At 51.9% G+C, this 16,228-nt stretch carries 13 protein-coding genes, 1 tRNA gene and 1 pseudogene; 9 read left to right on the forward strand and 6 right to left on the reverse strand.

Annotated elements, in window-relative coordinates; genetic code table 11:
* Positions 1-62: 62 nt before the first annotated feature.
* Both AAIE02_RS17005 and AAIE02_RS17010 read right to left on the reverse strand, forming a co-directional pair.
* Positions 63-1,385: a PTS sugar transporter subunit IIC gene (locus tag AAIE02_RS17005; protein ID WP_498532930.1), complete on the reverse strand. Its 1,323-nt coding sequence runs from the start codon at positions 1,383-1,385 to the stop codon at positions 63-65.
* 132 nt (positions 1,386-1,517) lie between these two features.
* Positions 1,518-1,832 carry a PTS sugar transporter subunit IIB gene (locus tag AAIE02_RS17010; RefSeq protein ID WP_166877064.1) on the reverse strand — a complete coding sequence of 105 codons (315 nt, stop codon included), beginning with the start codon at positions 1,830-1,832 and terminating at the stop codon, positions 1,518-1,520.
* Positions 1,833-2,027: 195 nt separating this feature from the next.
* Here AAIE02_RS17010 and AAIE02_RS17015 point away from each other — a divergent pair, with 195 nt between their 5' ends.
* The 7 genes and pseudogenes from AAIE02_RS17015 (at position 2,028) to AAIE02_RS17045 (ending at position 9,827) form a co-directional block, all read left to right on the forward strand.
* Positions 2,028-2,735: a GntR family transcriptional regulator gene (locus tag AAIE02_RS17015; protein WP_008460014.1), complete on the forward strand. Its 708-nt coding sequence runs from the start codon at positions 2,028-2,030 to the stop codon at positions 2,733-2,735.
* A 356-nt stretch (positions 2,736-3,091) separates the two neighbouring features.
* Positions 3,092-3,985 carry a beta-glucoside kinase BglK gene (bglK, locus tag AAIE02_RS17020; protein ID WP_498532931.1) on the forward strand — a complete coding sequence of 298 codons (894 nt, stop codon included), beginning with the start codon at positions 3,092-3,094 and terminating at the stop codon, positions 3,983-3,985.
* A gap of 10 nt (positions 3,986-3,995) precedes the next feature.
* A complete protein-coding gene (locus AAIE02_RS17025; protein WP_008460019.1) occupies positions 3,996-5,426 on the forward strand; it encodes a 6-phospho-beta-glucosidase in 1,431 nt (476 codons plus the stop codon).
* A gap of 416 nt (positions 5,427-5,842) precedes the next feature.
* A complete protein-coding gene (locus AAIE02_RS17030; RefSeq protein ID WP_498532932.1) occupies positions 5,843-6,292 on the forward strand; it encodes a cupin domain-containing protein in 450 nt (149 codons plus the stop codon).
* A gap of 294 nt (positions 6,293-6,586) precedes the next feature.
* Positions 6,587-8,278: a methyl-accepting chemotaxis protein gene (locus AAIE02_RS17035; RefSeq protein ID WP_166993422.1), complete on the forward strand. Its 1,692-nt coding sequence runs from the start codon at positions 6,587-6,589 to the stop codon at positions 8,276-8,278.
* Positions 8,279-8,432: 154 nt separating this feature from the next.
* On the forward strand, positions 8,433-9,242 hold the full coding sequence (locus tag AAIE02_RS17040; RefSeq protein WP_498532933.1) for a CatB-related O-acetyltransferase: 810 nt from the start codon (positions 8,433-8,435) through the stop codon (positions 9,240-9,242).
* A 262-nt stretch (positions 9,243-9,504) separates the two neighbouring features.
* Positions 9,505-9,827 (forward strand): annotated as a pseudogene (locus AAIE02_RS17045) (DUF1889 family protein).
* Positions 9,828-9,888: 61 nt separating this feature from the next.
* Here AAIE02_RS17045 and AAIE02_RS17050 read toward each other — a convergent pair.
* Positions 9,889-9,964, reverse strand: a tRNA-Ile gene (locus tag AAIE02_RS17050).
* Between the two features lie 126 nt (positions 9,965-10,090).
* Between AAIE02_RS17050 and mug the strand changes: the two genes are divergently transcribed.
* Positions 10,091-10,597 carry a G/U mismatch-specific DNA glycosylase gene (gene mug, locus AAIE02_RS17055; protein ID WP_166993428.1) on the forward strand — a complete coding sequence of 169 codons (507 nt, stop codon included), beginning with the start codon at positions 10,091-10,093 and terminating at the stop codon, positions 10,595-10,597.
* A 236-nt stretch (positions 10,598-10,833) separates the two neighbouring features.
* Here mug and rpoD read toward each other — a convergent pair whose 3' ends face one another.
* From rpoD to rpsU, 3 genes are all read right to left on the reverse strand, one after another.
* The gene (gene rpoD / locus AAIE02_RS17060) at positions 10,834-12,678 is read right to left on the reverse strand and encodes an RNA polymerase sigma factor RpoD (RefSeq protein WP_008460031.1); all 1,845 of its coding nucleotides are present in this window, start codon (positions 12,676-12,678) and stop codon (positions 10,834-10,836) included.
* A 150-nt stretch (positions 12,679-12,828) separates the two neighbouring features.
* Positions 12,829-14,574 (reverse strand): DNA primase, encoded by a 1,746-nt coding sequence (gene dnaG / locus AAIE02_RS17065; protein WP_008460032.1) that lies wholly within the window; start codon positions 14,572-14,574, stop codon positions 12,829-12,831.
* A gap of 153 nt (positions 14,575-14,727) precedes the next feature.
* Positions 14,728-14,943, reverse strand: coding sequence for a 30S ribosomal protein S21 (gene rpsU, locus AAIE02_RS17070; protein WP_001144069.1), 216 nt, complete (start codon positions 14,941-14,943; stop codon positions 14,728-14,730).
* 249 nt (positions 14,944-15,192) lie between these two features.
* Here rpsU and tsaD point away from each other — a divergent pair, with 249 nt between their 5' ends.
* Positions 15,193-16,206, forward strand: a complete 1,014-nt coding sequence (gene tsaD, locus AAIE02_RS17075; RefSeq protein WP_039300165.1) for a tRNA (adenosine(37)-N6)-threonylcarbamoyltransferase complex transferase subunit TsaD — start codon at positions 15,193-15,195, stop codon at positions 16,204-16,206.
* Positions 16,207-16,228 lie beyond the last annotated feature (22 nt).

The raw sequence follows: 16,228 nt of genomic DNA on the forward strand, positions 1-16,228 counted from the left end.
TTGCCTCCAGTTTTAATAACCGGAGGCGGGTGGAAATTAAATTGCTATCATCGGTTTATTTATTACTGCGCCGCCTGTGCTGCATTTACCTTATTGGCGGCCATAACGAACGGTAAATAAATTAGCGTGGAGATGGCCAGGCATAGCAGCCCGACAATCAATGCCATCCAGTTCCCCCCGGTGCCGAAGAAGGCGATGAGCGGCCCCGGCGTTGTCCACGGTACGGCATAGGCAATTGGTGGAATAATCTCCAGAGTGACGAAGGTGTAGCCCACCAAAGAGTTGACGAACGGCACCATGATAAACGGAATGATCAGGATCGGGTTCAGCACGATGGGCAGGCCGAAAATCACCGGTTCGTTGATGTTAAACAGGCCCGGCACGAAGGCCATTTTCGCCAGATCGCGGTAGTCGGCACGGCGGGAGGCAATAAAAATAGCCAGCAGCAGGCCGAGCGTCATTCCCGATCCACCGTAGTTGGCGAAGGCGTCGTTGATGCTCCCCCAGGTGATAGGGTATGGCGCCCCCCACGTAGTGCCGTTGGATGCGGCAAAAGAGAGGTTTTCGAGGTTAGCTTCGGAGAAAATAGTCTCGCGAATCGCCGCCGTGGTGTTCGGCCCGTGAATGCCCAGCACCCACAGGAAGTTGGTGACCACGCCAAGCACCAGCACCGCGACGATATTGGTGCCCATGTTTTTCAGCGGGGCCTGAATCAGGTTATAAATCAGTTCGTTCAGGCCATTCGGGGAGATTTTCGTCAGGCAGTAGTTCAGCACCGAGAAGAAGATCATCACGAAGAAGATAGGAATTAAAACTTTAAATGAGCGTGCAACCGCCGGCGGTACGGCGTCTGGCATGGTGATGGTGATCTTCGGGTTGCGCGCCAGGCGGCAGAAGATTTCCCCGGTAATCAGCGCGACAATCACCGCCACAAAAAGCCCCTGCGGCCCCAGATATTGCGTGGTCAGATACGACTGCCCGCCCATCATTTGATAAGGGGTATAGACCACGAAGAACGCGCCGATAGCGGTCAGGCCGCACAGCAAGTCGTCCTGCTGATAGCTGATAGCGATATTACGTGCGACCAGGAAGGCAATCATGATCGACATGATATTCACCGACCCGTTCATCACCGGGGAGAATATGTTTTGGGCTTCGGCTAAGTTAGGGAATAACACGCCGAGATGCAGCAGTGAAGCAATAAAACCATCCGGTGAAAGGATGGCAAAGTTAATCAGCACGATCAGCGAGCTGGCCATAACGATGGGGAACGACAAAATAAATGCATCGCGGATGGCCGAGACGTGTATCTGAGAGTTTAATTTAATCGCAATAGGAACAAGGAGCTTTTCCATACCGCGCTCAAAGGCATTCATAATACTCATGATGCGCCCTTTATCATTAGAGAGATATTGACTGATGATATAAGTTTATTGGTGAAGCCTCTGCTTAATAGCAGGTCGCGTAACGATAAACCTAATCAATTACCCATTGGGTTGTTATTTTGGCTGGAAAGCTTAGCGTTCACCGAGTAAATTCAGTGCGGAATCAAGAACTGATTTGCCATCCATTTGCCCGTAATACTTCATGTCGATTACCGCTACCGGAATTTTCCCCTGGGCGATTTCTTCTATTTCACTTTTTTGGAAGCGAACCTGAGGTCCCAGCAGAACAACATCTGCTTCATTTCTTTTAATTCTTTCTTTCGCCTCGGCAATCGCCAGTGCATTAATATTGACCGAAATATTTCCCGCGCTGGCGTGATCCTGCATTCTTTTCACCAGCATGCTGGTAGACATCCCGGCCGCACAAACCAATAATATATTCTTCATTTTTCCCCTTAACGCTTCGTAGATAATCAACCAGCGGCTAACTTAATGAATATCAATGCGTTCATCTGCCATTTCGATCACAGTTAGTCATGCCCGAGTGGTGCAGAAAGCAAAGTGAAAATGGACCTGTGTTGCGCTTTTATTATGACTCGAACGGTAATTGACTGTTTTTAAATAAGTTCAGGAGGTTCAAAAGTGGTATACAAAGATGTTGTTAACTTACTAAAAAACAGGATCAGCAGCCCAACTTATCATATCGGCGACATCCTCCCTTCGGAGAAAGAGCTGGCTGAGTTCTACAATGTGTCACGTAATACCTTGCGTAAAGCATTGAAAGTACTGGAAGATGAGGCGTTGATTGAGCGTAGGCACGGCTCCGGCACCTATGTGCGAAATAAACATTTTCAGGCTTCGGTTACGCATCTGGACAGCTTCACCGAGATTGCCCGAAGTGAAGGGAAAAAACCGTCCAGCCAGGTGCTGAGATTTGAGCTGCAGCAGGCATCGGAAGAGATTGCCAGCCGCCTGCAGCTGGCCATCGGCGAACCGGTCTATTACGCCAAACGACTGCGCCACATCGACAACGTGCCGATGCAGCTGGAAGAGACCTGGCTGTCGGTGAACCGCTTCCCCGACCTGACGGTCAACCACATGAAGCGTTCGAAATTTTCCTACATCGAAGATGAATGCGGCGTCAAAATTCACGGTTGCTACGAGGCGTTTCAGCCCATTCTGCCGTCAACCGAGATTGCCAAAATGCTGCACATCAGTACCCGCGACCCGATTATCCGCATGGAAACCCAGTCCGTTGACGCCAGCCACAGCCCGATTGATTACTCGATCCTCTACACCAACGTGTTCGAGTTCCAGGTGAAGTATTTTTTGCCTCGTAAGGCGGGCTAGCCGCTGTGGCTGACCTTGTATTCGCCACGTCGGTCACAGTTCTGCTTTAAAAAGAGGTTCAATAATGTTCATGAAAATGAACCTGTCGATTCTGAAAGATGAATATCAGCGGTAACTCACTGTATATCATATCTTTTGACAGGTTCAAAAGTTGTTCAATGTGTTGTCCCCCTTCTATTGCCTGATGCGCCTCCCATTGATTAAGATTTTCTTCGTTTTCAGAACTGATAATTAAAAATTGAACTCGTCAATTTTTGTATTCCTTTTACCAGGCATGAATATGACCGGTGCGAAATAGTTTCCTCGTTTCAGTGGAAATAAATGATGAGCCGGAAATATGCAGGAGGAATTAGCGTATGAATATCGCCGCATTTGATATCGGTGGTACGGCTTTAAAAATGGGGATCGTCAACTCGCAGGGCGAGATACTGGCAAAAGGCAAAGAGACGATCGACGACAGCGATGGCGAGCAAATTTTACAGGCCATTTTAGCGTGGATTGCCGAGCATCCCGGCTGTGAAGGCGTGGCGATCAGCGCCCCTGGCTATGTCAATCCGCACACTGGCTTTATCGAAATGGGCGGGGCCATCCGCCGCTTCGACAACTTTGCCATCAAAGAATGGCTGGAAGAAAGCACGCAGCTGCCTGTTGCCATCGAAAATGACGCCAACTGCGTCCTGCTGGCTGAACGCTGGCAGGGGAAAGCGGCGGGGATGAGCAACTTCCTCGTACTGACCATCGGCACCGGCATCGGCGGAGCGATTTTCTGCAATAACCAACTGGTACACGGCGCGCGCTTCCGGGCGGGAGAATTCGGTTACATGCTGACCGAACGCCCTGGCCCACGCGATGTTCGCCGCTACACCATGAACGATACCTGCACCCTGAGAACCCTGCGCAAAGACTACGCGGAGTATGTCGGCAAGCCGCTTGAGGCCGTCTGCGGGGAAGAGATTTTCGACCGCTTTGATGCCGGCGACGTGGCGTGCCAGCGTATGGTGAACGCGTTCTTCAACGATCTCGGCACCGGGCTTTATAACCTCGTCAATCTGTTCGATCCGGAAAAAATCCTGCTCGGCGGCGGCATTGTGGAACGCCCAGGCTTCCTTGCGCTGCTGCGCGAACATCTGGCCTGGTTCACCCTCGACGACTATATCGACACCGTCAGTCACGGCAACGATGCCGGACTCATTGGCGCGGTCTACCATTTTAATCAGCACTATCGGTCGCAGCATGCGATCTCTAATTAAGGGAGAGAATATGTCTGGATTCAAAGAAGGTTTTCTGTGGGGCGGCGCGGTTGCGGCGCACCAGCTGGAAGGTGGCTGGAAAGAGGGCGGCAAAGGCGTTAGCGTTGCGGATGTGATGACGGCCGGCGCCCACGGCGTCCCGCGTGAAATTACCGATGGCGTGCTGCAGGGGAAAAACTACCCTAACCATGAAGCGATCGACTTCTACCACCGCTACAAAGAAGACATCCAGCTGTTTGCCGAGATGGGCTTCAAATGCTTCCGTACCTCTATTGCCTGGACGCGTATTTTCCCGCTGGGCGACGAGCTGGAGCCGAACGAAGCCGGCCTGCAGTTCTATGACGACCTGTTTGACGAATGCCTGAAGCACGGCATTGAGCCGGTGATTACGCTGTCGCACTTCGAAATGCCTTACCATCTGGTCACCGAATACGGCGGCTGGCGTAACCGTAAGCTGATTGATTTCTTCCTGCGCTTCTCGAAAGTGGTGTTCACTCGCTATCAGCACAAAGTGAAGTACTGGATGACCTTCAACGAGATCAACAACCAGGCCAACTACCACGAAGACTTCGCGCCGTTCACCAACTCGGGCCTGAAGTATCAGCCGGGTGAAGATCGCGAGCCGGTGATGTACCAGGCGTCTCACTATGAGCTGGTTGCCAGCGCTCTGGCGGTGCGTGCAGCCCGTGAAATCAACCCTGCGCTGCAGGTTGGCTGCATGATTGCCATGTGCCCAATTTACCCGCTGACCTGTGCGCCAGGCGATATGATGATGGCGATGAATGCGATGCACCGCCGCTACTGGTTCACCGACGTGCACGTGCGCGGTAAGTACCCGCAGCACCTGCTGAACTACTTCGAGCGCCGTGGTTTTGAGCTGGATATTACCGACGAAGATCTCGCGGCGCTGGCCGAAGGCTGCGTCGATTACATTGGCTTCAGCTACTACATGTCGTTTGCCACCAAAGCCAGCGCCGACAACCCGCAGTTTGACTACGACGAATCAAAAAGCCTCGTGTCTAACCCGTACGTGCAAAAATCCGACTGGGGCTGGCAGATTGACCCGGTGGGCCTGCGTTACTCTCTGAACTGGTTCTGGGATCACTATCAGCTGCCGCTGTTTATTGTGGAAAACGGCTTCGGGGCGATTGACGTGGCGCAGGCCGACGGCTTCGTGGACGACCAGTACCGCATCGATTATCTTTCGGCGCACGTCGCAGAAATGAAAAAAGCGGTAGTGGAAGACGGCGTTGACCTGATGGGCTACACCCCGTGGGGCTGTATCGACCTGGTCTCCGCCGGGACGGGCGAAATGAAAAAACGCTACGGCTTTATCTACGTCGATAAAGACAACGAAGGTCACGGCAGCCTGAGCCGCAGCCGTAAGAAATCCTTCCAGTGGTACAAAGATGTGATTGAGAGCAACGGCGAAAAGCTCTGATAACGCCTGTGGCTGACTGACTGAACGCTGGTTTAAACACCAGCGTTTTTATTTGAATGTGTTCAACCCCTGAACTGAATTCACTCGGCCACCAGGTTGGTGCTATTCCTGTATTTTTAGAATAAAGCGTTAAGTTAAATTATGACTATCACCTTCTGTATTTAGTTTATTTTGTTCTAAAATATTCTTTTACCGTTTAATGACAATCAAAGTTAGCCTGTATTGAAATACCCGTCTGGATGTTTTTTCACTCCACATTTTCTTTATATATATTTAATTTTTTAACTAAATAAACTTGTCGTGCATGATATTGACGAAATTGACCACCTCTGGTGTACTAACCTTGAATTTTGTTTTTTGTTACGGTGCTTTATTCACCGAAAAAGTGCTGGCTGAAATTAACCCTGGACACGATCATGAAAAAAATAACACGGCTTATGTTGGCCACCACAGGTTTACTTGTTTCAATGCTTGGACATGCCGAAGCCACAAAGACAGATGGTAGCGAACACCGTATTCCAGCGATAAAATTAATTAACACGGCTGATAATCACTCTGCGTTTGTAAAAGGTTCAATTCCCTCTCTGGCGAAACTTTCTTCTGAAAATCTCTATTTCAGTAATACCTTTGAAGAGTGGCAGAAAGGGGTGCATCCGGCACCGAAAAAGCAGTATGTGGTTACCCTGAAAGGCAAGCTGAAGTTTAAGGTTAGCGACGGCTCTACGTTCATCATCGAGCCAGGTACAGTACTGCTTGCAGCAGATACCGCCGGCGAAGGGCACAGCTGGGATATCGTTGATGGGAAGGAGTGGGTGCGCGTTTATATCCCGGTGGGAGACGACGATCGCTTCATCGCAGATAAATAAATCCTGCGCAGATAAAGCGCTAATTTCAGTCCCGTTAACCACACAATGGAACGGGGCTGCCACTCCTAAAAATAGTAGTTTTAATTCTGTTTAGAACATTAATTCGTTCATTACTTGTCATCTCTTTGTCATTATTTTATGTGGCCAGATCATTATAAATAATGGCTAAAGAAGTCTCTCAGGCTGCCGATAAAAAATCGATAATTAAAAAAACCGTCGCAACCGTTGATGTGATTTCTACCAATTACCTCCTCTTATTGCCTGCGATATAACCATTAAAGCTCAGAGGGATTTATGAACAAACTGAAGAATATGCGCCTTAGTACTATGCTGGGGGCTGGCTTTGCGCTGGTCATCGCTATTGGATTCTTTGTCGCATTATTTGCCAGAATGCAGTTGGTTTCTGTTGGAAATAACCTTAATTATGCTGCCAATGTCCGCCTGGTGAATTTGCTGCTGATCGTAAAGATTAAGGATAATATTACGGACAATGCCCACGATATTCGTGATATGGCGTTGTTCACCACGCTGCCGCATACCGAAGCTGAGAGTCGGGACTACATTACAAAAACCAACCAGGTACTCGAAAAGCGTATCGCGGACAATAACGTCCTCTTGAAACAGCTGGATAAGGCGCTGAGGCTTAAGCATTCTCGCGAGCTGTTCGACAACCTGAACAATGTTCGCCCGGCATATTCCCAGGCGCTTCGCAAGGTGATGAGCGTCAGCGCGGCGGGGCAGTATGATGCCGCCCGCGCGTTAGTCATCAGCGAAGTGGTTGGCCCCCAGGCCAGAGTACTCGATGCGCTCAGCGAGATGATTAGCGATCATTCCGGTAGCACGGTGGGCATGGCCCGTGGCTATGTGGAGGAAGCTCATTTTGCCGGTAACTTGTTGTTGATTATTACGATTATCAGTGCCGTGATTGGCTCTTTGATTGCCTGGAGCATCGGGCGAGCGGTGAAAGGTCAGCTTGGCGGCGAGCCCGTTTATGCCGTCTCCGTGGCCAAACAAGTTTCTGAGGGTCAGCTCAATACCGCCGTTGAACTGAAGCAAGGGGACACCAGAAGTCTGCTCGCGGCTATGGATGAGATGCGTAGCCGTCTGCTCGGGGTTGTGCGTGAAGTGCGAGACAGCAGCCATTCTATCTCCGTGGGTGCCAGCGAGATTGCTGCTGGCAGCACCGATCTCAGCCAACGCACCGAAGAGCAAGCGGCCAGCCTGCAGGAAACGGCCGCTTCGATGGAACAAATGAGCCAGACTATTCAGCAGAATGCCGAGACGGTGCGCACTGCGACTCGCCTGGCCAACTCTGCCAGCGAAACGGCCACGCAAAGCGGGAATGCCGTTAATAATCTGGTGCTGACGATGCGTGAAATTAGCGAAAGCTCACAGAAAATTGGCGACATTATTAGCGTTATTGACGGCATCGCATTCCAGACGAACATTCTGGCGCTGAATGCTGCCGTGGAAGCCGCTCGTGCAGGGGAGTCCGGGCGCGGTTTTGCAGTAGTTGCCGGGGAAGTTCGCTCGCTGGCGCAGCGTTCTGCTTCGGCGGCCAGTGAGATCAAAGCCCTGATTGAGGACAGCATGCGTACGGTAACAAAAGGATCGGATATGGTGAGTTCGGCGGGAACGACGATCGATGACCTGGTGCAACAGTCCCACCGCGTGGCCGGGCTTATTTCTGAAATTGGCGTGACGACGGAAGAGCAGGGGCAGGGGATTGCGCAGATCAACGTGGCGATCACTCAACTGGATCAGGTTACGCAGCAGAACGCTGCGCTGGTGGAGGAGTCTGCCAGCGCCGCTGAGAGCCTCAGCGATCAGGCTACTCGGTTGGTGCAGCTGATGAGTATCTTCAATACCGGGCAGGTCATTGCCGCAGCTAACGCCCGCCAGGATAAACCCGCACCGGCTTCTACCACTCGCAGGCCACAGCTTGCCGCGAACGGTGGCCGTTTAGATAACTGGGAGCAGTTCTAAAATCTGCCGTAAGCTGTTTTAAAACTAAGGCCCGAGTTTACTCGGGCCTTACTGTTTTTAGGTTAAATTCACCTCGTTCTGCAAAGTTGATAAAAACAGGTGGGTGGGATATCTTTATTTTTAACATAGTGCCAATCTTATAAATGTTGAGAATATGAAAAGCGAATTATTTAAGTTTACTGAAGAAAATAATAATGGTTATACCTTTAGATGGACAAAAAGACATTATGAGTACTGTGCGGATAATAAGATATTTTTAGGTCACAAAGGCAGGAAGGTTTATAAAGAGAGAAGTTTATTGCGTTTCGTCAAAGGCGATAAAATAAAAATTGATGATAATGTTATCGCCGAAGAGTATTCCACTATGCCGATACGTAATTTTTCCAGCGTGGGCGCGTTTTCATTTCCAAGTTGCCATTTTTCAGGCAATACTGTCATCGGCAGATTCTGCAGTATTGCTGGGAATGTAAAGGTGATGGGTGGCAATCATCCCATGGACAGATTTACCACACATATGATGACCTACAACGGGGGATTTGATAAATATGCCATGACTGAATTTAATCGGCAGTGGATATTAAAACCGTTTGATACGACGCAAAAAAATCCTGTAATAGGCAACGATGTCTGGATCGGCAATGATGTGGTTTTAAAAGGGGGAATTACCATCGGTGATGGCGCAGTTATTGCTGCAAACGCTGTGGTGACAAAGGATGTGCCTCCTTATGCCGTTGTTGCAGGTGTGCCAGCCAGGGTAATTAAATACCGTTTTAATGCTGATGTAATTAATGAGTTATTACATTTGAAATGGTGGGAATATAACTATCCAGAACTTCCTGATAATAACAAATGTGACGATATCGATTATTTTATTAAAGAGATTGGTGATGGGATTGCCAGTGGAAGATTGAAGGTAAAAGAGTATAAGAAATTCGATCTTTCTAAAGACTTTAAGACGCTTTAATTTTGCGACTACTCATTGTCGTGAGGCTTTATTTTTCGTTTCTGCGATCCTCTGGGAACGTTTATCAATCATTGCCTTTCCCGCTCGATATTACAGGCTGGCATGTTCTTCACCATGCCGGCTTTGAGTGATAAAACAACGGAAATAGGGCTGGCGGGAAGGAAAGAACCCTTTGTACTGGTCATAAACGTGACTGACCCTGAAAAAATGAAGTTTGATTAATGGTACATTTGATCTCGCTTGTCACAGTCTTATTGATTAAGTGGTTAATTTTAAGGATAAATTATGCCAACAGCGATTGATAAAGCGTTAGACTTCATTGGCGGTATGAATACCTCGGCCTCTGTGCCGCACCCTATGGATGAGAGCACCGCGAAGGGAATGTTGAGATATCTCAAACAGCTGGGCGTTCCGATTAGCGCTGAAGACATCACGGCCCGAGGTGCCCAGGAGGGATGGAACACCGACTTCACGAAAAAAGTCGCCGGTTGGGCGCACAAGGTTGAGTCCGGTAACCGCCTCGTGATTAAAAACCCTGAATACTTTTCTGCCTACATGAAGGAAGAGCTTCGGGCACTGGTGTAAACGAAATCCCCATGACCCGCACAGCAAAAAGGCTGACGATTTCTCGTCAGCCTTTTTTGTCTGGTGGCCCCTGCTGGACTTGAACCAGCGACCAAGCGATTATGAGTCGCCTGCTCTAACCACTGAGCTAAGGGGCCGTGGCGCTGAATTATAATGTAACTGTCGATGGCAATCCAGCGCTTAAATTACATGTGCTGATTTTATAAACAATGGCTAATCAATCCCTTATACTTCCCGCTCGATTCCTTCAGATGAGAAATGCAATGGTTAGCGATATCCTTCAGCCTGACCTTCGGGTCGTGTTTTGCGGCATTAATCCGGGAAAATCATCCGCTCATCTCGGGCTGCCTTTTGCTCATCCTGCCAATCGTTTCTGGAAAGTGCTTCATCTTGCGGGTTTTACGGACCGCCAGCTCAAGCCTGAGGAGGCGCAGCTGTTGCTTTCCTACGGCTGCGGCGTGACGAAACTGGTGGAGCGGCCAACCGTGCAGGCAAACGAAGTGGCACTGCAGGAGCTGCGTGCTGGCGGGCGAGAGCTGATTACAAAGATGCAGGAGTACCAGCCGGGAGCGCTAGCGATTCTGGGCAAGCAGGCCTTTGAGCAGGCGTTCAGGCAGCGTGGCGCGAAATGGGGCAGACAGGAGATTACCCTCGGTGATACCGAGGTGTGGATTTTGCCTAATCCGAGTGGCTTGAGCCGCATCACGGTGGATAAGCTGGTGGAGGCCTATAGAGAGCTGAATGAGTCGCTGACGGCGCGCGGGCGGTAGGTAAGGTGTTGCCGTTTTCCCTCACCCCGGCCCTCTCCCAGAGTGAGAGGGGAATGAAAAGAGGCTCCAGGAGGGTGAAAGGGAATGAAAATAATCTCCCTGAGGGAAAAGGGGAATTAAAAGCTGTGTACTGAGAGAGAGAAGTGAAAAAGAGGTGCCTGCGGGAGGCGGGAGAAACCGCAAATTCAAGGCAAAAAAAAGCTCCCTGGCGGGAGCTTTTCAATTTTTGACACCGATTAATCGTCCAGGAAGCTACGCAGGACTTCAGAGCGGCTTGGGTGGCGCAGTTTGCGCAGCGCCTTCGCTTCGATCTGACGGATACGTTCGCGGGTAACGTCGAACTGTTTACCCACTTCTTCCAGCGTGTGGTCGGTATTCATGTCGATACCGAAGCGCATACGCAGGACTTTCGCCTCACGCGCTGTCAGGCCAGCCAGAACATCGTGCGTTGCGGAACGCAGACTTTCGGAGGTGGCAGAATCCAGCGGCAGCTCGAGGGTGGTGTCCTCGATGAAATCACCCAGATGCGAATCTTCATCGTCGCCGATTGGCGTTTCCATGGAGATAGGCTCTTTGGCAATTTTCAGCACTTTACGGATTTTGTCTTCCGGCATCAGCATACGTTCGGCTAACTCTTCCGGCGTTGGCTCACGGCCCATCTCTTGCAGCATCTGGCGCGAAATACGGTTGAGCTTGTTGATGGTCTCAATCATGTGCACCGGAATACGGATGGTACGCGCCTGGTCGGCGATAGAGCGGGTGATAGCCTGACGGATCCACCAGGTTGCATAAGTCGAGAACTTATAGCCACGGCGGTATTCAAACTTATCCACGGCTTTCATCAGGCCGATGTTGCCTTCCTGAATCAGGTCGAGGAACTGCAGGCCACGGTTGGTGTATTTCTTAGCGATAGAAATAACCAGACGCAGGTTGGCTTCAACCATCTCTTTCTTCGCACGGCGCGCTTTCGCTTCACCAATGGACATGCGACGGTTGATGTCTTTTACCTGCTCGATGGTCAGGCCGGTCTCTTCTTCGATCTGCTGCAGTTTCTGCAGGCTGCGGTGAACGTCTTCGGAGACTTCGTGCAGCTTCTCAGACCACGGCTTGTTCATCGCAATGGCCGCGTTGAACCAGGTTTCGCTGGTTTCGTTGCCGGTGAACAGCGTGATGAAGTTTTTCTTCGGCATTTTGCACTGCTCAACGCACAGCTTCATGATGATACGTTCTTGGGTACGAACGCGGTCCATCATGACTCGCATGCTGTTGACCAGGTAGTCGAACTGTTTCGGCACCAGGCGGAACTGTTTGAACACTTCAGACAGCTGCAGGATCTCCGCGGCGGCGTCAGCGTGGCTGCGGCCCTTCGCTTTGATGGTGTCGCGAGTCAGTTCGTACTGCTTGCGCAGCTCACCAAATTTTTCGCGCGCCAGTTCCGGGTCGATGCTGTTGTCATCGTCGGAGCTGTCGTCATCAGACTCTTCGTCTTCGTCCTCATCGTCGTCCATCTCTTCCTGAGAGAGTTCGGAGCCGACGTGGGTTGCGGTTGGCGCGAGATCTTCTTCCGCGTTAGGGTCAACAAAGCCGGTGATGAGGTCGGACAGGCGTGCTTCTTCAGCTTCAACGCGATCGTACTGCTCCAGCAGATAGGTGATCGCTTCCGGATACTCGGCAACCGAGCACTGTACCTGGTTGATACCGTCTTCGATACGCTTCGCGATATCGATCTCACCCTCACGGGTTAACAGTTCAACGGTCCCCATTTCGCGCATGTACATACGCACGGGGTCGGTGGTACGTCCAATTTCGGACTCCACGCTGGACAGCACCTGGGCAGCCGCTTCTTCCGCGTCTTCATCGGTGCTGTTAGAGTTTTCAGCAAGCAAAAGATCATCGGCATCAGGGGCTTCTTCCATCACCTGAATGCCCATGTCGTTGATCATTTGGATGATGTCTTCGATCTGATCGGAGTCGACGATATCTTCCGGCAGATGGTCATTGACCTCGGCATAGGTCAGATAGCCTTGCTCCTTACCACGTTGGACAAGAAGCTTGAGCTGTGACTGCGGGTTTTGCTCCATAAGACGGTATCCACACTTCAGTATTAGGGTTGTGTCGGTAGGCGTTGCCGCCAACAATAACGTACGAGGGCTGATTTATTTTTATGCCGCAGCCCGTCCGTGCGGCGTTCGGGGGTGACCCGATCAATGTTCGGCAGTTAAGCCGCGAATCTATTTTTTGGCGCGTGATTGCGTGATCACGCGAACTTCTTCACGTTCCGCAGGGGTCAGCCCCGTCGTTCTGGAACGTGCCATTAATTCTTCAAATCTCAGCTCCAGCGCCGACTCAAAAAGATGGTCCAGCGAGTCGGTGAACGTTTTTTCAGCAATGTCCTTATCTGCTATATCGTCCCACGCCGAGAGTTTTTCAAGGGTTGTGGCCTCATTTGTGCCACGATATTGTTCCAGTAGCTGCCCGGTGGTCAGCCCCGGATGCGCCAGGCAAGCGTCAACCAGGTCGCTAAACAGCGTTAAACCCGGCAGCTTTGCGGCATCCAGCCCGCTTAGTGGCGGGACCAGCGGAGCCAGTTCCGGATTCTGTACCAATAACCCTATCAGTATACGCATGGTTGTGCGTTTTAGCTGAGGCGCCGGACGAGGTGTTGCCCCCTCGACCTGTTTGGGCATCAGCTTTTCAAGCTGGCTGTCGTCCAGAATACCGAGCTTGTTGCCCAGCTCCTGGCGCAGATAGATACGCAGCGTTTCGCCGGGTACCTGGCTAATCAGCGGCAGAGCCAGCGTGCTTAGTCGCGCTCTTCCGTCTGGCGTACTCAAATCAACCTGCGGCAGCAGGCTGTTAAACAGGAACGTGGAGAGCGGCTGAGCCTGCTCCATCCGCGCTTCAAACGCGTCCTTTCCTTCTTTGCGCACCAGCGTATCCGGGTCTTCACCGTCGGGCAGGAACATAAACCGCAGCTGACGACCGTCCGTCATATAAGGTAGCGCAGTTTCCAGCGCTCGCCATGCCGCGTCTCGTCCTGCGCGATCGCCGTCATAACAGCAGACGACATTATCTGTCACCCGGAACAGCAACTGAATATGATCGGCGGTGGTGGAGGTACCCAGGGAAGCAACGGCGTAGGAAATGCCGTACTGCGCCAGCGCCACCACATCCATATATCCTTCGACTACCAGAAGGCGTGCCGGTTCCGGCTGGCTCTGCTGGGCTTCATACAGGCCATACAGCTGGCGGCCCTTGTGAAAAATGTCGGTTTCCGGGGAGTTCAGGTATTTCGGCAGGGCATCGCCCAGCACGCGTCCACCAAACCCGATGACCCGGCCGCGTTTATCGCGAATCGGGAACATGACCCGCTCGCGAAAACGGTCGTAACTGCGGCCCTGGTCGTTGGTGACCAGCATGCCTGCGTCCGTCAGCGCCTGGCGGTTTTCGCTATTGCCGCCAAAGCGTTTAAGCGCATTATCCCAGCCGGGTGGCGCATAGCCGATGGCGAAATGGCTAATGACCTCATCGCTCAGGCCACGCTTGCCCAGATACTGACGCGCCGGTTCTGCGGCGGGCTGCTTCAGGGACTGCTGATAAAAGGCGTTCAGGCCGTCCATCAGTTGATACAGGCTTTGGCGCTGGTGTCGTTCGATCTGGCTTGGGCCATTGCCCGCTTCGTACGGCACTTCAAGGTTGTGCATGGTCGCCAGCTCTTCAACGCTTTCGACAAACTCGAGCTTGTCGTAGTTCATCAGGAAGTCGAGGGCGTTACCGTGTGCGCCACAGCCAAAGCAGTGGTAAAACTGTTTATCACCGTTCACGGTGAAAGAGGGGGTTTTCTCGTTATGGAATGGACAACATGCGTGGTAGTTCTTGCCCTGCTTTTTCAGCTTCACGCGAGCATCGATCAGGTCGACGATGTCGGTGCGAGCGATCAGGTCATTGATAAAAACACGCGGGATTCGTCCAGCCATAGGCCCCATGCTATATCCGTCATCTCTCAGGCGGTGGCCTAAAAGCTCAGGGATATGTCAGTTTATAAACGAGAATAAGCCGCGCATTCCTTTCGGAAGCACGGCCTTATAACTACTACTCAGTCTGATGTTGAGGAGTGAATCCTCAGAAGATTAGTACAGACGAGTGCGGCGTGCGTTTTCGCGAGCCAGTTTCTTCGCGTGGCGTTTCACAGCAGAAGCTTTAGCGCGCTTACGTTCGGTCGTTGGTTTTTCATAGAACTCACGACGACGGACTTCCGCCAGAACGCCTGCTTTCTCGCAGGAACGCTTGAAGCGACGCAGTGCTACGTCGAACGGCTCGTTTTCACGTACTTTAATTACCGGCATGTAACTCTCACCTTTAATAATTCGGTTTGCCGCTGGCATACAGGCCAGCTTAATTCAAAATGGTGCGGAATTTTACTGCAACTCTTGCTGCTTTGTAAAGCACCGAACGACCAGAAACCTGGCTTTTAGGGCCGGTATCTTCCAGGGCCGCAGATTATACACCATTAGTCCCGTCCTGGGGCAGCAAAGTTTTACAAAGGAAGCCACCGGGATTAAACTTCGCGCCGGGCCAAAGAGGTAAAACAAGCCATGCGTGTACTGGGAATCGAAACATCCTGTGATGAAACCGGCATCGCCATTTATGACGATGAGAAAGGGTTATTAGCCAACCAATTGTATAGTCAGGTGAAACTTCACGCTGACTACGGCGGCGTGGTGCCGGAGCTGGCCTCCCGCGATCACGTTCGCAAGACCGTGCCGCTTATCCAGGCTGCCCTAAAAGAGGCTGGATTAACCGCCAAAGATATCGACGGCGTGGCGTACACTGCCGGGCCGGGCCTGGTTGGCGCGCTTCTGGTTGGCGCAACAATTGGCCGCTCGCTGGCGTTTGCCTGGGACGTGCCTGCCGTGCCGGTCCACCACATGGAAGGCCACCTGCTGGCGCCGATGCTGGAAGACAATCCGCCCGAGTTCCCGTTCGTCGCGCTGCTGGTTTCCGGCGGCCATACCCAATTGATCAGCGTCACCGGCATTGGTAAATATGAACTGCTGGGTGAGTCTATCGATGATGCGGCAGGCGAAGCGTTCGATAAAACCGCTAAGCTGCTGGGGCTTGACTACCCAGGCGGGCCGCTGCTTTCCAAAATGGCGGCCCAGGGTACGCCGGGGCGTTTCACCTTCCCACGTCCTATGACCGACCGCCCGGGCATGGATTTCAGCTTCTCTGGCCTGAAAACCTTCGCGGCAAACACCATTCGTGATAACGACGCTGACGATCAAACTCGCGCGGATATCGCCCGCGCCTTTGAAGATGCGGTGGTGGATACGCTGGCCATTAAATGTAAACGTGCGCTCGAACATACCGGCTTTAAACGTCTGGTGATGGCGGGCGGCGTGAGCGCCAACCGCACCCTGCGCGCTAAGCTGGCCGAGATGATGACCAAACGTCGCGGCGAAGTGTTTTACGCGCGGCCGGAATTTTGCACCGATAATGGCGCCATGATCGCCTATGCCGGGATGATTCGCCTCAAAGCAGGTACTTCCGGCGAGCTGAGCGTTAGCGTTCGCCCGCGCTGGCCGCTGGCAGAGCTACCCGCCGCCTGATAAGCAAATCGAAAAGGAGCGT

The sequence above is a fragment of the Cedecea sp. Ae19-4 genome (assembly GCF_059801165.1).

Excerpts from the sequence above, each read along its gene's own strand:
- AAIE02_RS17005 (WP_498532930.1), bottom strand. The coding sequence starts at position 1,385 with ATGAGTATTATGAATGCCTTTGAGCGCGGTATGGAAAAGCTCCTTGTT.
- AAIE02_RS17010 (WP_166877064.1), bottom strand. The coding sequence starts at position 1,832 with ATGAAGAATATATTATTGGTTTGTGCGGCCGGGATGTCTACCAGCATG.
- bglK (WP_498532931.1), top strand. The coding sequence starts at position 3,092 with ATGAATATCGCCGCATTTGATATCGGTGGTACGGCTTTAAAAATGGGG.
- AAIE02_RS17025 (WP_008460019.1), top strand. The coding sequence starts at position 3,996 with ATGTCTGGATTCAAAGAAGGTTTTCTGTGGGGCGGCGCGGTTGCGGCG.
- AAIE02_RS17030 (WP_498532932.1), top strand. The coding sequence starts at position 5,843 with ATGAAAAAAATAACACGGCTTATGTTGGCCACCACAGGTTTACTTGTT.
- AAIE02_RS17035 (WP_166993422.1), top strand. The coding sequence starts at position 6,587 with ATGAACAAACTGAAGAATATGCGCCTTAGTACTATGCTGGGGGCTGGC.
- AAIE02_RS17040 (WP_498532933.1), top strand. The coding sequence starts at position 8,433 with ATGAAAAGCGAATTATTTAAGTTTACTGAAGAAAATAATAATGGTTAT.
- mug (WP_166993428.1), top strand. The coding sequence starts at position 10,091 with ATGGTTAGCGATATCCTTCAGCCTGACCTTCGGGTCGTGTTTTGCGGC.
- rpoD (WP_008460031.1), bottom strand. The coding sequence starts at position 12,678 with ATGGAGCAAAACCCGCAGTCACAGCTCAAGCTTCTTGTCCAACGTGGT.
- dnaG (WP_008460032.1), bottom strand. The coding sequence starts at position 14,574 with ATGGCTGGACGAATCCCGCGTGTTTTTATCAATGACCTGATCGCTCGC.
- rpsU (WP_001144069.1), bottom strand. The coding sequence starts at position 14,943 with ATGCCGGTAATTAAAGTACGTGAAAACGAGCCGTTCGACGTAGCACTG.
- tsaD (WP_039300165.1), top strand. The coding sequence starts at position 15,193 with ATGCGTGTACTGGGAATCGAAACATCCTGTGATGAAACCGGCATCGCC.